General features: G+C 48.4%; 16 protein-coding genes and 1 riboswitch. Of the genes, 1 reads left to right on the forward strand and 15 read right to left on the reverse strand.

The window, feature by feature from the left end:
• Window positions 1–146: 146 nt before the first annotated feature.
• Complete coding sequence (locus BLR06_RS10480) at window positions 147–1,109, forward strand: NAD(P)-dependent oxidoreductase (protein ID WP_245698110.1); 963 nt, start codon at window positions 147–149, stop codon at window positions 1,107–1,109.
• Window positions 1,110–1,389: 280 nt separating this feature from the next.
• On the opposite strand, the gene BLR06_RS10485 is transcribed toward BLR06_RS10480, so the two are convergent.
• The 15 genes from BLR06_RS10485 to BLR06_RS10555 all read right to left on the reverse strand — a co-directional run bounded on the left by BLR06_RS10485 (window position 1,390) and on the right by BLR06_RS10555 (window position 15,690).
• Complete coding sequence (locus tag BLR06_RS10485) at window positions 1,390–1,578, reverse strand: YwbE family protein (protein WP_092072550.1); 189 nt, start codon at window positions 1,576–1,578, stop codon at window positions 1,390–1,392.
• A 39-nt stretch (window positions 1,579–1,617) separates the two neighbouring features.
• Window positions 1,618–2,514 (reverse strand): DMT family transporter, encoded by an 897-nt coding sequence (locus BLR06_RS10490; protein ID WP_092072553.1) that lies wholly within the window; start codon window positions 2,512–2,514, stop codon window positions 1,618–1,620.
• Between the two features lie 264 nt (window positions 2,515–2,778).
• Window positions 2,779–3,852 (reverse strand): sulfate/molybdate ABC transporter ATP-binding protein, encoded by a 1,074-nt coding sequence (locus tag BLR06_RS10495; protein WP_092072556.1) that lies wholly within the window; start codon window positions 3,850–3,852, stop codon window positions 2,779–2,781.
• Window positions 3,842–4,753 (reverse strand): sulfate ABC transporter permease subunit CysW, encoded by a 912-nt coding sequence (cysW, locus tag BLR06_RS10500; RefSeq protein WP_092072559.1) that lies wholly within the window; start codon window positions 4,751–4,753, stop codon window positions 3,842–3,844. The genes BLR06_RS10495 and cysW overlap by 11 nt, the downstream gene beginning before the upstream one ends.
• 16 nt (window positions 4,754–4,769) lie before the next feature.
• Window positions 4,770–5,606, reverse strand: coding sequence for a sulfate ABC transporter permease subunit CysT (gene cysT / locus BLR06_RS10505; RefSeq protein ID WP_092072562.1), 837 nt, complete (start codon window positions 5,604–5,606; stop codon window positions 4,770–4,772).
• Window positions 5,607–5,624: 18 nt separating this feature from the next.
• Window positions 5,625–6,698, reverse strand: a complete 1,074-nt coding sequence (locus BLR06_RS10510; RefSeq protein WP_092072565.1) for a sulfate ABC transporter substrate-binding protein — start codon at window positions 6,696–6,698, stop codon at window positions 5,625–5,627.
• A gap of 342 nt (window positions 6,699–7,040) precedes the next feature.
• Complete coding sequence (gene ribB / locus BLR06_RS10515) at window positions 7,041–7,685, reverse strand: 3,4-dihydroxy-2-butanone-4-phosphate synthase (RefSeq protein WP_092072568.1); 645 nt, start codon at window positions 7,683–7,685, stop codon at window positions 7,041–7,043.
• Between the two features lie 116 nt (window positions 7,686–7,801).
• A riboswitch (FMN riboswitch) is annotated at window positions 7,802–7,946 on the reverse strand.
• 163 nt (window positions 7,947–8,109) lie between these two features.
• Complete coding sequence (locus BLR06_RS10520) at window positions 8,110–8,754, reverse strand: cyclase family protein (RefSeq protein WP_092072571.1); 645 nt, start codon at window positions 8,752–8,754, stop codon at window positions 8,110–8,112.
• 18 nt (window positions 8,755–8,772) lie between these two features.
• Window positions 8,773–10,263, reverse strand: coding sequence for a glucose-6-phosphate dehydrogenase (gene zwf, locus BLR06_RS10525; RefSeq protein ID WP_092072573.1), 1,491 nt, complete (start codon window positions 10,261–10,263; stop codon window positions 8,773–8,775).
• A 91-nt stretch (window positions 10,264–10,354) separates the two neighbouring features.
• Window positions 10,355–11,365, reverse strand: a complete 1,011-nt coding sequence (locus tag BLR06_RS10530; protein ID WP_092072576.1) for an ATP-binding cassette domain-containing protein — start codon at window positions 11,363–11,365, stop codon at window positions 10,355–10,357.
• A gap of 24 nt (window positions 11,366–11,389) precedes the next feature.
• The gene (locus tag BLR06_RS10535) at window positions 11,390–12,076 is read right to left on the reverse strand and encodes a GTP-binding protein (protein ID WP_092072579.1); all 687 of its coding nucleotides are present in this window, start codon (window positions 12,074–12,076) and stop codon (window positions 11,390–11,392) included.
• Window positions 12,067–13,302, reverse strand: coding sequence for an ABC transporter substrate-binding protein (locus tag BLR06_RS10540; protein ID WP_092072581.1), 1,236 nt, complete (start codon window positions 13,300–13,302; stop codon window positions 12,067–12,069). The genes BLR06_RS10535 and BLR06_RS10540 overlap by 10 nt, the downstream gene beginning before the upstream one ends.
• 156 nt (window positions 13,303–13,458) lie before the next feature.
• The gene (locus BLR06_RS10545) at window positions 13,459–14,541 is read right to left on the reverse strand and encodes an HD-GYP domain-containing protein (RefSeq protein WP_092072584.1); all 1,083 of its coding nucleotides are present in this window, start codon (window positions 14,539–14,541) and stop codon (window positions 13,459–13,461) included.
• A 120-nt stretch (window positions 14,542–14,661) separates the two neighbouring features.
• Window positions 14,662–14,847, reverse strand: a complete 186-nt coding sequence (locus BLR06_RS10550; protein WP_092072587.1) for a hypothetical protein — start codon at window positions 14,845–14,847, stop codon at window positions 14,662–14,664.
• Between the two features lie 339 nt (window positions 14,848–15,186).
• On the reverse strand, window positions 15,187–15,690 hold the full coding sequence (locus tag BLR06_RS10555) for a site-specific integrase (protein WP_245698111.1): 504 nt from the start codon (window positions 15,688–15,690) through the stop codon (window positions 15,187–15,189).
• Window positions 15,691–15,855: the final 165 nt, after the last annotated feature.

Consider the following 15,855-nt stretch of genomic DNA (forward strand, 5'->3'; position numbering starts at 1 on the left):
AGAATATTCCAACATCATATCGTGCGTCACCTAAACATTGGGCTTAGCATGCGGTCTTTTTCCGCCCTGCTTCGTTGGCCGAAACGTCATATCCTCGCATTCTAATCGCAAAATTTAAGCGACTCACGGTATCAGGAGGTTTTTTGATGAAAACGGTATTCCTCAATGCAGCCAAACTGGACTTTGACCATAAGCTTGATTTTTCCCCGCTCAGCCGGCTGACCGCCTTGACCTGCTATGACGCCAGCAGCAATGAAGAAATTGTCGGCAGGGTCCAGGGGCAAAATATTATCATTACGAAAGAGTTGCCTGTCGGCCGTGACGTCATCTCGCAATTTCCGTCGTCCGTCCGGTTGATTTGCGAGGCCGGCACAGGCTATAACAACATTGATATTGTTGCCGCCCGCGAGAAAAATATTGCTGTTTGCAATATTCCCAGTTACAGCACCGAAGCAGTGGCCCAACTGGCAATTACCTTTATCTTGAATCTGAGCGCTTCACTGCCCCAGCAGCAATCCATGCTGGAACGCAAAAATTTTGCTAATTTTACGAAATACCTGCAGGTGCCCCATTTTGAGCTGCGCGGTAAAACGCTTGGCATTGTCGGCGCCGGTGCAATCGGCCGGCAAACCGCCAGCATTGCCCTGGCTCTCGGCATGAATATCCTCGCCTACAATCCGCGCCCCAAAGACTGGACTGAAATAAATGCCAGGTTTACCACGCTTGAGCGGCTGCTGGAGCAAAGCGACTTTGTTTCCCTGCACTGCCCGCTGAATGACGCGACCAGGCATATCATCAACAAAGAACGGCTGGAGCTGATGAAAGCTTCCGCCTATATCATCAATACCTCCCGCGGAGCTTTAATCAATGAAGCCGATCTGATTGCGGCTTTGCGCAATAAAATCATTGCCGGAGCGGGCCTGGACGTACAGGATCCCGAACCGCCGGAGCTGGATAATCCCCTGTTCGGCATGAACAATGTCATTATAACCCCGCATATTGGCTGGCGGCGCTATGAATCCAGGCAACGGCTCATCAACCTGATGGCCGATAATATCCAGGCTTTTGTCGCCGGAAATCCGGTGAATGTTGTTAACGGCAACAGCTAAAACAAAAGACCTGTCGCAGTAGAACGCTTGTCAGAAACCCCAAGACGGCAATTGGTCAATAGCTGAAAGCCGTATTCAAACAGGGACAGGTCCCTTGTTTGCAAAAGCAAACAAGGGACCTGTCCCTGTTGTTGTTAAGCCTTAAGTATCACTGAGGAGCGGGAGGGTATTATGCATAAGCGCAGGGTAAGCGGCAGCGGCGCAGCACTTAAATGCTCTCCCGCTCCGGGCCTGCTGCCTTACACTCTTTAAAACCGTGTTGCGGCAGGCCCTTTACTCTTTACAGTTGCTGAACCCGGCCGATAATTCCCGTAGTCAAACGTACTTTTATTCCCCGTGGATGGACTGCACTGGAAGTCAGAATATCCTTTACAATCCCTTCGGTTAACTGGCCGGTTCGCTGATGCTGCTTTTGCACTACTTTTACCAGCTTACCCGGAACGATATTGCTCCGCAGGGTATGCGCCATTTCTATCACCTCACTTTTACCGCATGATACACTGCGGCATTATCCTCCCTGATTGCAGCTGACTGGCCGTTCCAATAAGCCGGTAGTCAAATAAACGCCGCAAAATACCAATAAACCGCCCAGCAGTTGAGCGGCTGAAATGCGCTCTCCCAGCATAACACTAATGCCGGCCGTAAATACCGGGATCAGGTTGAGAAAAACACCGGCTTTGCTGCTGCCAACCGCCCGCACCGCAATATTCCAAAAAACAAACGAGCCAATGGAGGGAAACAGTACCATGTAGGCAATTCCGGCGACAGCCACCGGCCCAATGGAGCCAATATCCAAGCCCTGGTAAACAGCGAACGGCGACATCAACGCCACAGCAATTGCTGTTGATAGTGTGGTTGCGGTAATCGGCGGGGTAGAAAGCTTGCGGCTCAATAAGGTATAAAAGGTCCATACCAGCACGGCGGCCAGCATCAGCAAATCGCCGGAATTATACCTGGCTTCCAGGATACGCGCAAAGCTCCCATTGGTCAAAACAACCAAAGCGCCGAGCAGGGAAATAACAAAACCGCCCAGTTGCAACCGGGAAATTCGCTCTTTATTGATAAGGACGGAAAAAACAACAATTAAACCCGGATTTACAGCGCTGACCAACGCAGCATTGGTGGGCGTGGTATACTGAAGGGCCGAATACAAAATAACATTATAGCCGATAATGCCCGACAGGCCCATTCCGCTTAATAACAGCCAGTCTTTCTTTACCGCCTCCCACCGCAGCGGCGGCTCCAGCAGGCGGGCAATCGGATACAAGAGCAATACCGCCAGCGCCCAGCGGCTATAGGTAATCCAAAACGGCGTCATTTCGGCGATGACAAATTTACCAAACACATAATTACCGGCCCAAAACAAATTGCAAATAATTAAGATACAAATCTGTATTTTGGACATTTTAACCTCCCTGCCTCAGCAGCGCATTAGGCTGACGAAAGCCGCAACTCCGGGTTGCCCGGCTTACCGGAAACGAAAGCCGCCGCTAAACTCCGCTGATGAATGTCAGCAGTTGGCTAAAAATAAAACGCTAAACTGGTTAGCGCCATTACTCCCGAGTTAGCTGAATGATATTCTTCATTTTATCTTATGCCTGAACAAAAGTCCATAGCACGGCCGGGCAAAAACAATAGAAAGCCCGACTGCATCGCGCTTTCTATTAATCTAAATACAATAGTCTTCCAGAAAAATTTTAAGATCTTTAGGTTTTACGAAAACCGTTTCGCCGGTTTTTAAATTTAATTCCCGGTAGCGTTCCTTAACCAGTTCAGCCTCAATGAGCTCTCCGGTATCCTCACGCCTTAGCTCCAGAAAAGCCGTAGGGCCTACCGCCCGGATATGAATAATGCGCGCCCGGAAATACGCCTGGCCGCCGCTCTTGCGCTCGATTTCCAGATTATAAGGACGGACGTAGCTGACAATGGAACCGGTATCCTGGGCATTGGCATATTCCGGTGCTTCAAATTCCATTGAGCCGATCTGTACCCGACCTTGCTGGATGCGGCCCCGGAATAAATTAACATTGCCCAGAAAATGATACACAAAGGCATTTTTCGGTTGTTCATAGACTTCTTCCGGGGTACCAAGCTGCTCAATCCGTCCCTGATTTAATATGACAATCCGGTCAGCCACATCCAGCGCTTCCTCCTGGTCATGCGTAACAAATACGCTGGTAATATGCAGCTCGTCATGCAACTGCCGCAGCCAGCGCCGAAGTTCTTTGCGAACCTTTGCGTCCAGTGCGCCAAATGGTTCATCCAGCAATAACACCTGCGGTTCGACCGCCAGCGCCCTGGCCAGGGCTACTCTTTGCCGCTGTCCCCCGGAAAGCTGGGAAGGATAACGGGCCGCAAAGCCATCCAGTCTGACCAGACTGAGCAGCTTATGCACTTTTTCCTCAATTTCCTTAGCCGCCGGACGCAGCTTGCGGGGCCGGACATTCAGCCCGAAAGCCACGTTTTCGAATACATTCATATGTTTGAACAAAGCGTAATGCTGAAACACAAAACCGACCTGCCGCTGCTGAACATCATAACTTGACGTATCTTCGCCGTTAAACAAAATGCTTCCCTGGTCAGCCGTTTCCAGACCGGCAATAATCCGCAGCAAAGTTGTCTTTCCGGAACCCGACGGCCCTAACAAGGCCACAAGTTCCCCGGTCGGCACCGTTAAGTTGATATCCTGTAACGCCGCATATGTCCCGAATTGTTTATGAATTCCCACAATATCAATACTCATCGGCAACCTCCGTTTGACCCTGCTGAATCGCCGCCTTCTTCATCTGCTGCCTGACCTTCCATTCTACAAAATTTTTAATGATTAAAGTAAAAATGGCCATCAGCGTCATCAGTGAAGCGACGGCAAAAGCAGCGACAAATTGATACTCGTTATATAGAATTTCCACATGCAGCGGCAGGGTATTGGTTGCTCCCCGGATATGGCCTGACACCACGGAGACTGCGCCAAACTCGCCTACTGCTCTGGCGCTGGTCAGGATGACGCCATAGACCAGCGCCCACTTAATGTTGGGCAAAGTAACATGCCAGAACGTTTTCCAGCCGCTGGCCCCCAAAGTCAAAGCCGCCTCTTCCTCTGTCGTGCCCTGCGACTGCATGAGCGGAATAAGCTCGCGGGCGACAAAAGGAAATGTGACAAAAAGCGTCGCCAGTATAATCCCCGGCGGAGCAAAAATGATTTGAATTCCCTGCTCTGACAACCAGGGCCAAAGAATGCCGGGCTTACCAAAAAGAAAAACAAATACCAGGCCGGCAATGACCGGTGATACGGCAAAAGGCAGATCAATCAAAGTGACTAAAAAGCTTTTGCCGGTAAACTCAAACTTGGCAATCGACCAGGCCGCCGCCAGTCCAAACAAAGCATTGACCGGTACCGCCACGGCCACGGTCAGCAAAGTCAGCTGCATGGCTGCCAATGCATCAGGTTCAATAATTGCTTTTAAATAAACGGCAATTCCGCTTTCCAGTGCTTTTACAAAAACGGCAATCAGCGGTATGACCAGCATTAACCCTAAAAAGGTCAGGGCAACGCCAATCAGCAGCCAGCGTACAACAGGCCGTTCGGTTGTCGTCTGCGAGCGCAATTTCGGCGTTCCGTACCGCAAGGCAATAGGTCCGGCCATCGCAGGCACCTCCTAATTAAGCATGGCGGTTACTGCTCCACCATTGCAGTATATTAATGAAAAACAATAGCACAAATGAGGTTACAAGCATCACCGCGGCCACCACGCTGGCGCCGGCATAATCATACTGCTCCAGTTTGATCATAATTAATAAAGGGGTAATCTCCGTTTGCATGGGCATATTGCCGGAAATAAAGACGACTGAACCGTATTCTCCCAACGCCCGGGCAAAAGCCAGGGCAAAGCCGGTCAGCAAAGCGGGCATAAGCTCCGGAAAAATAATCTTAACAAATGTCTGCCAGCGATTGGCGCCCAGGCAGGCGGCAGCCTCTTCAACTTCCTTGTCCAGCGTTTGCAAAACCGGTTGCACCATCCGGATAACAAAGGGCAGGCTGATAAAAGTCAGCGCTACCACTACGCCCAGAGGGGCAAATGCCACCTTAATCCCGGCCAGGGCAAAATACTGCCCAATCCAGCCATTGGGAGCAAACAAGGTGGTTAAGGTAATGCCGGCAACAGCCGTCGGCAAGGCAAACGGCAAATCCACCAGCCCGTCAATCAGCTTTTTGCCCGGGAACTGATAACGGACCAGCACCCAGGCTACAAGTAAGCCAAAAACAGCATTCAATGACGCCGCGGCCAGAGACGCGCCCAGACTTAATTGATATGAAGCCACCAGCCGGGGCTCGGTTACTATCGACCACAACTGCGCGCCGCTGATTCCCATGGTTTTAAGAAAAATTGTGGACAGTGGAATTAAGACCACCAACCCCAGATACAGCATGGTAAATCCCAGGGTCAGCCCGAAACCCGGCAAGATACTGTGTTTTTTTAACGTTGGCAAACTCCGCATACCATTCTACCTATCCCGTTATTTTTTTGGCGTATAGATCTGATCAAAAATACCGCCATCCGCAAAATGCTTTTTGCCAGCCTCGCCCCAGCCTCCTAAATCGCTGATCGTAAACAAATTAAGTTTTGGGAATTGACTGTCATATTTTTTAGCCACAGCCTCATTGCGCGGCCGGTAGAAATACTTAGCGGCAAGCTCCTGTCCCTGCGGAGTATACAAATACTCAAGATAAGCAGTCGCCACCGCCCTGGTGCCTTTTTTGTCGACGACCTGGTCCACTACTGCTACCGGCGGCTCGGCCAAAATGCTCAGCGAAGGGGCGACAATATCAAACTTATCCTTGCCTAACTCAATCGTTGCCAGCAAGGCTTCATTTTCCCATGCAAGCAGAACATCGCCAATGCCGCGTTCCACAAAAGTCGTGGTAGAGCCGCGGGCTCCGGTATCCAGCACCGGTACGTTTTTATAAATCTTCGCCAGGAATTCCTTGGTCTGATTTTCATCGTTATTAAATTTTTTCAGACCGTAACCCCAGGCGGCCAAATGATTCCAGCGGGCTCCGCCGCTCGTTTTGGGATTTGGCGTGATCACCGCCACATCGTCACGGGTCAAATCATCCCAGTCTTTAATATTCTTGGGATTTCCCTTGCGTACCAAAAAAACAATGGTTGATGTATAAGGAGTAGCGTTATTCGCCAGTCTTTTCTCCCAGTCGGCCGCTATCAGGCCGGCCTTTTGCAGCGGATAGACATCGTCAGCCAAAGCCAAAGTGATCACATCGGCTTCCAGGCCATCAAGCACCGACCGGGCCTGTTTGCCGGAACCGCCATGGGATTGTTTAATCGTAACCTCCTGGCCGTTTTTTTCTTTCCAGTACTTGGCGAATGACTCGTTAAACTCTTTATACAGCTCACGGGTAGGGTCATAAGAAACATTAAGTAAGGTAACCGGAGGTTGTCCGGCAGCATCCGTTCCCGCCGTTTGTTTGGCGCCGCAGCCTGTCAGGCCAACGGCAGCCATTAAGATAAGCGCAATCACCGCATAAAGTCTGCCAGCCGCCGCTTTACGTTTATCAGTGGACAAAAAAAACATATAAATCCCTCCAAATAATAGATTTACTCTATATAAACAACCGCGGGTTGCACTGGGTATAGCGGTTGCAAGTAAATCAACGCTGAAAAAACAGAAAAGAGGCTAACCATTTGATGGTTAACCTCCAGTTTACTGGTCGATTAGGCCCAATGCCTTATCCAATTTTATCCTTCATTCAATCATCTGTCAGGAGATTAGGCAACAGCTCGGCCTTCAGTTATACTGATCAGCTAATCTCCCCGAAACAGGATCAATTTACATTATAACGATGATAAGCTTTTTTCCTGACTTTGTCAAGTGATAAAACGATTTTTTGTTGAATCGCTGTTGCGCAACCGCGGGTTAACAGCCGTGCGCTTTCCGGTATTCGATTATATCATCAATGGTAACTACCGGCATATTATTTTTCTCAGCAAAATTTACGATTTGCGGCAACCGGGCCATTGTCCCGTCAGGGTTGGTCAATTCGCACAATACGCCATAAGGCTTCAATCCGGCCAGGCGCATTAGATCAACATTCGCTTCCGTATGTCCCTGACGCTCAAAAACGCCGCCGCGCTTGGCTTGTAACGGAAAGACATGTCCAGGCCGGCGCAAATCGGCGGGCTGAGCGCCATCTGCAACCGCAGCTTTAACTGTGGCCACCCGGTCGGCAGCCGATACACCGGTAGTAACGCCGGAAGACGCCTCGATCGATACGGTAAAAGGCGTTTGAAAACTGCTGGTATTGTCCCCCACCATGGGCGGCAGTTCGAGCACCTGAACTTTATCCTCCGGCAGACACAGGCATACAATACCGCTGCATTCGCGGATTAAAAGGGCCATTTGTTCAGCAGTCAGTGTTTCGGCGGCAAAAAAGATATCGCCTTCGTTTTCCCGCTGTTCATCATCAGTGACCAGCACGCCGTGTCCCTGCCGCAGGGCTGCAACCGCTTTTTCCACTCTCTCCAGCGGTGTTCCAAACTTTTCTAACAAGTTCTGATTCAAAATAAGTACGCCTCCTAAACATTAGTTCGACCTATCAGAATCAGGGCAACAAGATAGACAGCCAGCAAAATCAAGCCACATAAATACTTTGACTCTAGATAAAAACACGCTCACTGCCCTATCCTCTTTCATCCGGACTGTACCGTCGGCACTGGTCTCTCACCAGTTCTGCTGACCTCTTCAATCAAAAGAGCGCTCGCGGGCTCCCCAGCCTGCTGGGATACCGCCGGTGGGGAATCGCACCCCGCCCTGAGAATAAGTCATCTATTTCAATATAACTGCTGTCGGAACATTTGTCAATTGCTGGTATGCTGGTTCAAGCAATTGCCGTTAAACATTAGACTTTTTAAACTTATTAAAATTATAACAAAAGGCTTAGCCTGGGACATACAACAAAATATGCTTCAAGCAGGCTTAAAACGGCTCATTCCAGGCATTGCCACTCTTTCGGCAGCGGCAATAACAAGGCTCTGACCGGCGCAGCTTCAGCGCCGATAATATTCAGCGGAGCGGCAACGAGCAAATAGCGTCCGGCCGGCGGCTCTTTCAGATTCAGCCCTTCTAACACCGGCAGCCCGGCGCCCAGCAATAAGCGATGGGCAGGATGACCGGGCTGATTACGTTCAATCCCCAGGGCATCAATTCCCGCGCCGGCTACGCCGCAATTAACCAAATATTCGGCTCCGCCGCCTGTCAAATAGATAAACTGCCCTTCCAGGATTTGTTCATAGGAATTCCGGGTTTTCAATAACACAAAATCACCGCCGGCAATAGGCCGAACAGCCAGATCGGCGGCTGTAATTTTCTCTGTCACCTGGCGTAAATCCAATACGCTGCATTTGTTCACCACACTGGTCAATGGTATTTTGTCGATGGTCCCGCCGCCGGGAAAGATATGCAGGGCGGCATCCAGATGAGTTCCTGTATGCAAATTCATTTCCAGTTTACTCTCATAGACCGGCCCGATGGTAAAATCACTGGCCACGCTAAGTACAGGCCGCTTGTCCGGTTTACCTTTGTAAACCGGCATATCGCAGGCAATTGGCAGGGAAATATCATATATTTTCATTGGCGCTCCCCTCTTTACTCAATCCCACCATTTCCGTCCATCCCGCCTGATCAGTTCGTCCGCCTGGGCCGGCCCCATGGAGCCTGCGGCGTAATTAGGAAAGCTTTGCAGTCGTCTGCCGGTAATCAGACGGTCGACAAACGCCCAGGAAGCTTCCACCTCATCCCAGCGTGAAAACAAGGTGGTGTCGCCGCGTAAAATATCGACAATCAACCGTTCATAGGCTTCGGGAGTATTACCATTACTGCTGGAAACATTGCCGGTGTCCATCCGCGCTGAAACAATTTCTTCTTTTGAGTTGAAATTTTTGGTGCTAAACTGGAAACAAACCCCCACTTCGGGCTGAATTTTAATCATCAATGCATTCGGCTGCTCCAGCGGTTGCTTGCGCAGATACAGCACCGGCGGTAAAGGCTTGAACTGGATGACAATTTTCGCCTCACTGCTGCCTAAACGTTTTCCGGTTCGAAGATAAAACGGGGTTCCTGACCATCGAAAATTTTGAATATACAGCTTCATCGCCACAAAAGTTTCCGTTACCGAATCTGCAGCTACCTTGTCTTCCTGCCGGTATGCCTTCACTTGCTGATCCTTGACCATCCCCTGGTCATATTGGCCGAAAATAACATTTTCAGCAACCATTGCCGGGGTAAATACCTCAAGCGCCTGGATGACTTTAAGCTTTTCGCTTCTGATTGCATCAGGCTGCAAACTTACCGGCGGGTCCATCGCAACCAGCGACAAGGTTTGCAAAATATGGTTTTGCACCATATCCCGCATTGCCCCCGCCGTTTCATAATAGCCGCCGCGGCTGCCAATACCGGCCTGCTCACTCAGTAAAATTTGAATATTGTCGATATATTTATTGCTCCAGACAGCCTCAAACACGGAATTGCAAAACCGCAGCACCATGATATTCTGAATCATTTCCTTGCCGAGATAATGATCAATCCGGTAGATATTGTTTTCACTAAATACCGCACTAAGTTTATCATTCAATCGGACGGCGCTCTGTAAATCTCTGCCAAAAGGTTTCTCAATAACCAGCCGTTTCCAGCCTCTGCACTCAGCCGGATCTTGCTGATCGCGCAGCCCCTGTACGATTGGTTCGAAATACTCAGGAGCAACAGCCAGATAAAAAATGCGGTTACCGGCGGTAGCATGGCGCCGGTCAATTCCCTCCAGAATGCTGTGCAGCCGGGCATAGCCTGCAACGTCAAGAAAGTCCAGGCGGACATAATGAATGAGCGGCTGAAATATCCGCCAGTTTTCAGCAGTTACTGCATTGCGTGAATAGGCAGTAATCGCCGTGAACACTTCGCTGCGGTATTGTTCCGTTGTCTTTTCCCTGCGGCCTGCCGCTACCACGGCAAAATGTTCCGGCAACAACCCGTCACACAGCAAATTGTATAAGGCCGGCAACAGTTTTCTGCGGGCCAGGTCACCGGTTCCGCCAAAAATAACCAGCAGGGCCGGTAAGTGTTGATTACTGCCTCGTTCAGCTTTCACCGATCACAAAACCTCCTTTCATTCTAAAGCAAAATAAGCTGCATCTGCTTTAGAATATGAAAGGAGGTGTAAAGGGTGAATTGTTATTCAGTTAATCAAATGCAAAGGCAATTGTTCCGAGTTTTTCACCACGGCGGAGCGCCTCCCGGATCTCCGACAATTGAAGATCCAGCTTTTCTAATCGCGCCAAGTTCGCCCGCTCCTGCCGCGATGTTGCAATGATCTTGCTGATCCCGCCGTTTTTGATCACCATACGGCGTTCGCCCATTAAGGCCAGGATGGGATCATGCGTGGCCATGAACACAATCTTTTGCTTTGCCGTCAGCAGTTGCAAAGCCTGCCGGCGATCTATTCCCGCATTTTCCAGTTCATCAATTAATACAATTGGGCAGACGCTCAAAAAAGCGGCGTCAGCAATCATTAACGCCCGGGACTGCCCGCCGCTTAAGGCGGTCACCGGCGTATCAGGCCGAAATTTTTCACCGGCCAGTTGATTGGCTATTTCCAGAACATTTGCCGTTACCGCTTCGAGATGCTCAACCATCCGGCTTTCGGCATGCATGTGCACAAATTCGGCCGCTGTCAGATCCATTACAAAGTTCATATTCTGTGAGATTTGGGCAACCAGTTTTTGTTCAACCGCAAACCGCCGCTTACTGTCCGGTTGCCGGCCATTAATCAATATCTGGCGGTTTGTTGGCGTATCCCGCTGGGCCAGCCACTCAATATCGGCCAGCAGCCGGCTCTTCCCTGAACCGGTTGGCCCTACAATACAAACAATTTCCCCCGCTTCAATGGTCAAAGCAAGGTTTTCTTCAACGCCATCCTTATCATGTCCGCCCAGAATGGTAATCGAAGTTACCGGCTCAGGCTGACGGCTGATTTCTTCCATTTTACCCATAAATTCGGTGAATTGCCGGATAAGCCCGGCGCGGCTGAGCCCCAGTTCCTCTAAGTAGTCCTCATCGAGCCTGGCGAATAAATCGGCCAGCACCAGCTCCGGCTGGGGCCGGACAGGCAGAAAGGCAAAAAAATCCTCGGCATACGGATAGGCGGCAAACATTTCAGCAACAGTCATCTTAAACAACCTGTTTTGGCCCATAGTTTATCCTCCCCACAGCACTGGTTAGCTTAGTCTCATCTTTTTCACATTGCCCATTTGAAAGTCATCGCCGATTTTGGTTTGCCCCAGACAATAGGAACAAGTGGCGGCAGGCATGGAAAACCGTAATTGCCAGCCGCTAAGGCTTTCAAGATTACCGGCCGGATACAGCAATCTGCTGGCTTCCAACGCCCCCTGGCCGGTGATGCCGTTCACATGCAGGATGGTACCGCCCGGATTGGCCTGGCGCACGCGAAAGGCAAAAACTTCCCGCTCGGCCTGGGACACAATATCCCCTTTGGTAATCACCACAATATCAGCCAGTTTAAGCATTGGGCCAATTTTTTGCGGAGTGTAAATACCGCTTAAATTATCTACAATGCACACTGCCGGCACTCCTTTAATGTGTGGCGAACAGCGATTGCACAATCCCGCGCTTTCACTGATCAGCAGATCAAATTGATTGCGGCGGCCCCAATCCAGGCAATCCTGGATATTGCTGATAAAAAAATGATCAGGACACAAATTGCCGGCTAAGCCAACCTGCGCCGGAATACCGCGGTTTTGATATAACTCCAGGTCTTTGGTAGATAAGCTGTCAAATTTGACGACTCCGACCTTGACCTTTTGTTGTTGCAAGGCCTCAACCACTTTCAAAATAACCGCCGTTTTACCGGCGGAAGGCGGTCCGGCCACCGTGACTAATTGCATTTCCGGCAACCTCCTTCCCGCTGGGCTGTAATAAACTTCTCATTTAATTCATCAATTAAATATTCAATATTGCAGCTTTTTATATAGTTCCAGCCCGTCCATTTGAATTTTGCCGCCGCGGGTAAATTTTTGCTGACAGGTGAATAAACAGCGGGAAAAAAAGCTTCATCACACAGGGCGGCAAACGCCGGTCCGGTAAGATAGTCGGCCAACTGCTGCAATTCGGCCAGTTTACCCGACTTAATCAGCAGTGATACCGGATAGGCCATTGCTCCATCCTCCGGCCAGATAATCTCAATATTGCTGCGCCCGCGCAGTGTTTCTGCAAAAAAACGCGGCATAATATGAATTGGCGGTATCGCCTCCTGATTGCCGGATAGCGCCTTGACCATTTCCGCCGGATGCAACCCGTACTTCACTGCCCTGGCCAGTCCAGCCAAGCCGGAATCGCCATAATCTTTGTAAAAGTTCAATTGCAGCACATCGCAGAAAATATTGCCATGACCGCGCATGACCACTTGATTTTCATATTCCGGCTTCAGCAAATCAGACCAGACCCTGGGCAAAGCCAACTTCCCCAGCCGTTTTTTATCAACAGTCATGACCAGTGTATTAACGGCAATGACAGTAAAAAAACCGTCAGGGTCGATAATTCCGGCTTCAGCCAGGCGAGGATTGACTGCCCGTCTGGGCAGGCTGGCAAATATCCCGGCTTTGACAAACCGCTCCATAAAATTCTGATGAAAGATATCATAACCGGTAGTCAACAAAATATCTGGCAATTCATCCGGATCTTCAAAGTATTTCAGATAATCCGCATAATTGATCCGCTTATTCGCCGAAATATCAATGCTGTAGTTTAAGGGAATACCGCGTTCCTGCTGAAGCTGGTCTAAAATAAATTTCAATTCACTTTGCAGCGGAACTTTCAGTGGACAAGGCAGCAGTGTTAATAAATTTAGCCTGCCGGACAGTTGATCTTGGCCCGCTTCCAGCTTACGACAGCGATCAGTCTCAGCGATTTTATCCTGCAGCAGCCGGACAAATAACCGGTCATTGATCCCCTTGCTTCTGAGGGCAGTCTTTAATTTTAAAATCGGTCCCAGTTCCTCAATTACCCGGTCATCAGCAAACAGGGGGAAACCATTATTTACAAAGATCATCCTCGTTTCCGGGTATTGGGCAATAATCTGACCGATGGTTAAATCCAGTTCGCGCAACGCCATTATCCAGCCCCTCCAGTGCAATGTGCTGCAGTTTAAAAAAATAAACTAAGCTAAAGCTGCAATTGCTTTTATGCTTAGTTTATACATCATTGTATGGCCACACACCTGTTTTTTTTATCATAATACCAAATACTCCGGATGTCAATACACCGGTTTTCAGATGAACTCCAGCAGCTCCAGGTTCCGCTGGAGTTCCAGGTTTATCAGCTGGCCGTCAGCGGTTCGAACGATAGGCCGGCAAACTTTTTGCTGACCGATATGGATAATCCAGGCCAACTGCCCGTCACTTAAGCGTACGCTGGCGCCAATACAGCTATTTTTCAGGTAGGTTAAAAAGGTATTGCAAACATAAGGATCCAGTTGGGAGTACATTTGCTCCAGTAAAACTTCAGCCGCCAGAAGTGGTGTCTGTTTGCTGCGGTAAACCCTGGTTGTCGTCATCGCATCATACACATCAGCCACCGCAATAATCGCGGCATAATCACAGATTTCCTGACCAGTCCGCCCTTTAGGATAACCACTGCCGTCCTTACGTTCATGATGCTGCAATACCGCCATCTTAACTTTTTGCGGTACTGCAAGCTCTTTAAGCAGCTTATAGCCATACTCCGGATGTTTCCGGATTTCCTGCATTTCGCCGTCAGTAAGCCGGGCAGGCTTATTTAAAATATAAACCGGCACTTGCACTTTGCCAATGTCATGCAATAGTCCGGCTAAAATCAAATCCGCTAACTCCCGGCCCTGGTACTTGCACCATTTTCCAATAATCCCGGCAATAATGGCTACATTTAAGGAATGGCGGTAAGTGTAACAGTCCTGCTTTTGAATCTTACGCAAACATTCCAGAATTCCCCTGGTTTCTATCATCGGGTTAATCGAAAAATCAACCAGTTCCTGCATTTGGGCCAGGGGAACTTCATTAAAAATCCGGACATGCTCAAAAGCAAGTTTTAGACTGACCATAATTTTTTCATATTTTTTTTCAAAATTACTCAAAGCCTGCTCGGATCGGCAACAAGGGCTATCCACAACATATACAGAGTTAAGCTTTAAAGCCTTCAAATGCTTAATATGAGCGCGGGTTATTGTTGTACCCTCCGCCAGTAGAAAACTACTGTCAATAGAAACGACGTCTTTGCCTAATTTCATTCCAGTTTTAAGATTGTCAATCCGGCACAGCTTTTTCGTTGTATAGCCGTTGCTTAGATTGTCTAAATTCTTTAATTCTTTCTCTGACATGTTCAACCACTCCTTTCTCGTACCGAGTACTAACCAGGTAAACAACGTCCTGTATAAAAAAGCCAGACTTTCGCCTGGTTATTGCATTACGGAAGACATATGATTTTAATGCCGGCTAAATCATCTGAGTTTACTGACAGGCCAAGCTGCCATAGCCGGGCCTGTACGCTTGTCCGGTTCGGCTTTGCTTTTCATGTAATTTTCCAGTATAGCTTCTAATTTTTGATAATAATGTGATTTAATTTGTTCATTATTTGAACAATTGATTGAATACAAAAGAAACTCAATTTCTTCGTGAAAATTCATATGCTATCCCCTTTTCAGCTAGTGCAAGGCACTAGCGCACTACTCGTTTTCAAATTAGGCTGTCCCTTGGCCTTGCTCATCTAAAAAAGGAGTTTAATTGCCGGCAGCTGAATTAATTTATACTAATCTTTACCGGCCTGGCTTTGCCGCCTTCTCTCTTTACCCCGTACTCAGTAACCAGTAACATCACGGGTACTCGCCAAAGATAGCTGCTGCAATAATTATTAGCCGGTATGATGTAACACAATTGATTTGTGTTACATACTTTTTACATATTACGCCAAAAATTAAAAATTTCCTTTCATCATTCTAGTGTTATTATCAAAATATGTAAAATATTTATAAATTTAAGTTTACATATACATCATCCAGTTCATCCTTGGTAATGCCAATATAAGAAAGTGTTACGCTTGGTGCGGAGTGGTTGAGTAATTTCTGAATTTTAATGATATCAACGCCGCCTTTATAGGCCCAGTAGCCAAAAGTCTTGCGAAGGGTATGGGTGCCAATCGCTTCCTGCATGCCAATAATTCGTGCAGCACCATTGATGATTCGGTAAGCCTGGATACGCGAAATCGGCCTGTCGCCTTTTTTACTTCTAAATAACCAGCCACTGCTTGTATTACCAAAATCCAAATATTCGCGAATCGCTTTTTTGCAAGTATCTGACAAGGGGAAGTCTTTTAGTTTGCCGGTCTTTTTTTCCCGAATGGTTAGGCGGTCTTTACCATTAACATCTTCGATTGTCAGTAAAAGCAGATCGGATATTCTTAAACCACTGTTAATACCGAGTACAAATAATAAATAATCACGAATATTGCGTTCTTTCAGATGATTTTTCATGTAGGCAATCTGCCTCCTGCTTCTGATTGGTTCTACAAATTCCATACTGTAAATCACATCCTAATTCTCTTAGTCCAAAGTCAGATTGGTGTATAGATATTATAACTTAGTATGTTAGTATAAAAGCAGCCGGTATGATGTAACACAAATCAATTGTGTTACATC

This window comes from Dendrosporobacter quercicolus, from assembly GCF_900104455.1.
Taxonomy (GTDB): domain Bacteria; phylum Bacillota; class Negativicutes; order DSM-1736; family Dendrosporobacteraceae; genus Dendrosporobacter; species Dendrosporobacter quercicolus.

Excerpts from the sequence above, each read along its gene's own strand:
- BLR06_RS10480 (WP_245698110.1), top strand. The coding sequence starts at position 147 with ATGAAAACGGTATTCCTCAATGCAGCCAAACTGGACTTTGACCATAAG.
- BLR06_RS10485 (WP_092072550.1), bottom strand. The coding sequence starts at position 1,578 with ATGGCGCATACCCTGCGGAGCAATATCGTTCCGGGTAAGCTGGTAAAA.
- BLR06_RS10490 (WP_092072553.1), bottom strand. The coding sequence starts at position 2,514 with ATGTCCAAAATACAGATTTGTATCTTAATTATTTGCAATTTGTTTTGG.
- BLR06_RS10495 (WP_092072556.1), bottom strand. The coding sequence starts at position 3,852 with ATGAGTATTGATATTGTGGGAATTCATAAACAATTCGGGACATATGCG.
- cysW (WP_092072559.1), bottom strand. The coding sequence starts at position 4,753 with ATGGCCGGACCTATTGCCTTGCGGTACGGAACGCCGAAATTGCGCTCG.
- cysT (WP_092072562.1), bottom strand. The coding sequence starts at position 5,606 with ATGCGGAGTTTGCCAACGTTAAAAAAACACAGTATCTTGCCGGGTTTC.
- BLR06_RS10510 (WP_092072565.1), bottom strand. The coding sequence starts at position 6,698 with ATGTTTTTTTTGTCCACTGATAAACGTAAAGCGGCGGCTGGCAGACTT.
- BLR06_RS10520 (WP_092072571.1), bottom strand. The coding sequence starts at position 8,754 with ATGAAAATATATGATATTTCCCTGCCAATTGCCTGCGATATGCCGGTT.
- BLR06_RS10530 (WP_092072576.1), bottom strand. The coding sequence starts at position 11,365 with ATGGGCCAAAACAGGTTGTTTAAGATGACTGTTGCTGAAATGTTTGCC.
- BLR06_RS10535 (WP_092072579.1), bottom strand. The coding sequence starts at position 12,076 with ATGCAATTAGTCACGGTGGCCGGACCGCCTTCCGCCGGTAAAACGGCG.
- BLR06_RS10540 (WP_092072581.1), bottom strand. The coding sequence starts at position 13,302 with ATGGCGTTGCGCGAACTGGATTTAACCATCGGTCAGATTATTGCCCAA.
- BLR06_RS10545 (WP_092072584.1), bottom strand. The coding sequence starts at position 14,541 with ATGTCAGAGAAAGAATTAAAGAATTTAGACAATCTAAGCAACGGCTAT.
- BLR06_RS10550 (WP_092072587.1), bottom strand. The coding sequence starts at position 14,847 with ATGAATTTTCACGAAGAAATTGAGTTTCTTTTGTATTCAATCAATTGT.
- BLR06_RS10555 (WP_245698111.1), bottom strand. The coding sequence starts at position 15,690 with ATGAAAAATCATCTGAAAGAACGCAATATTCGTGATTATTTATTATTT.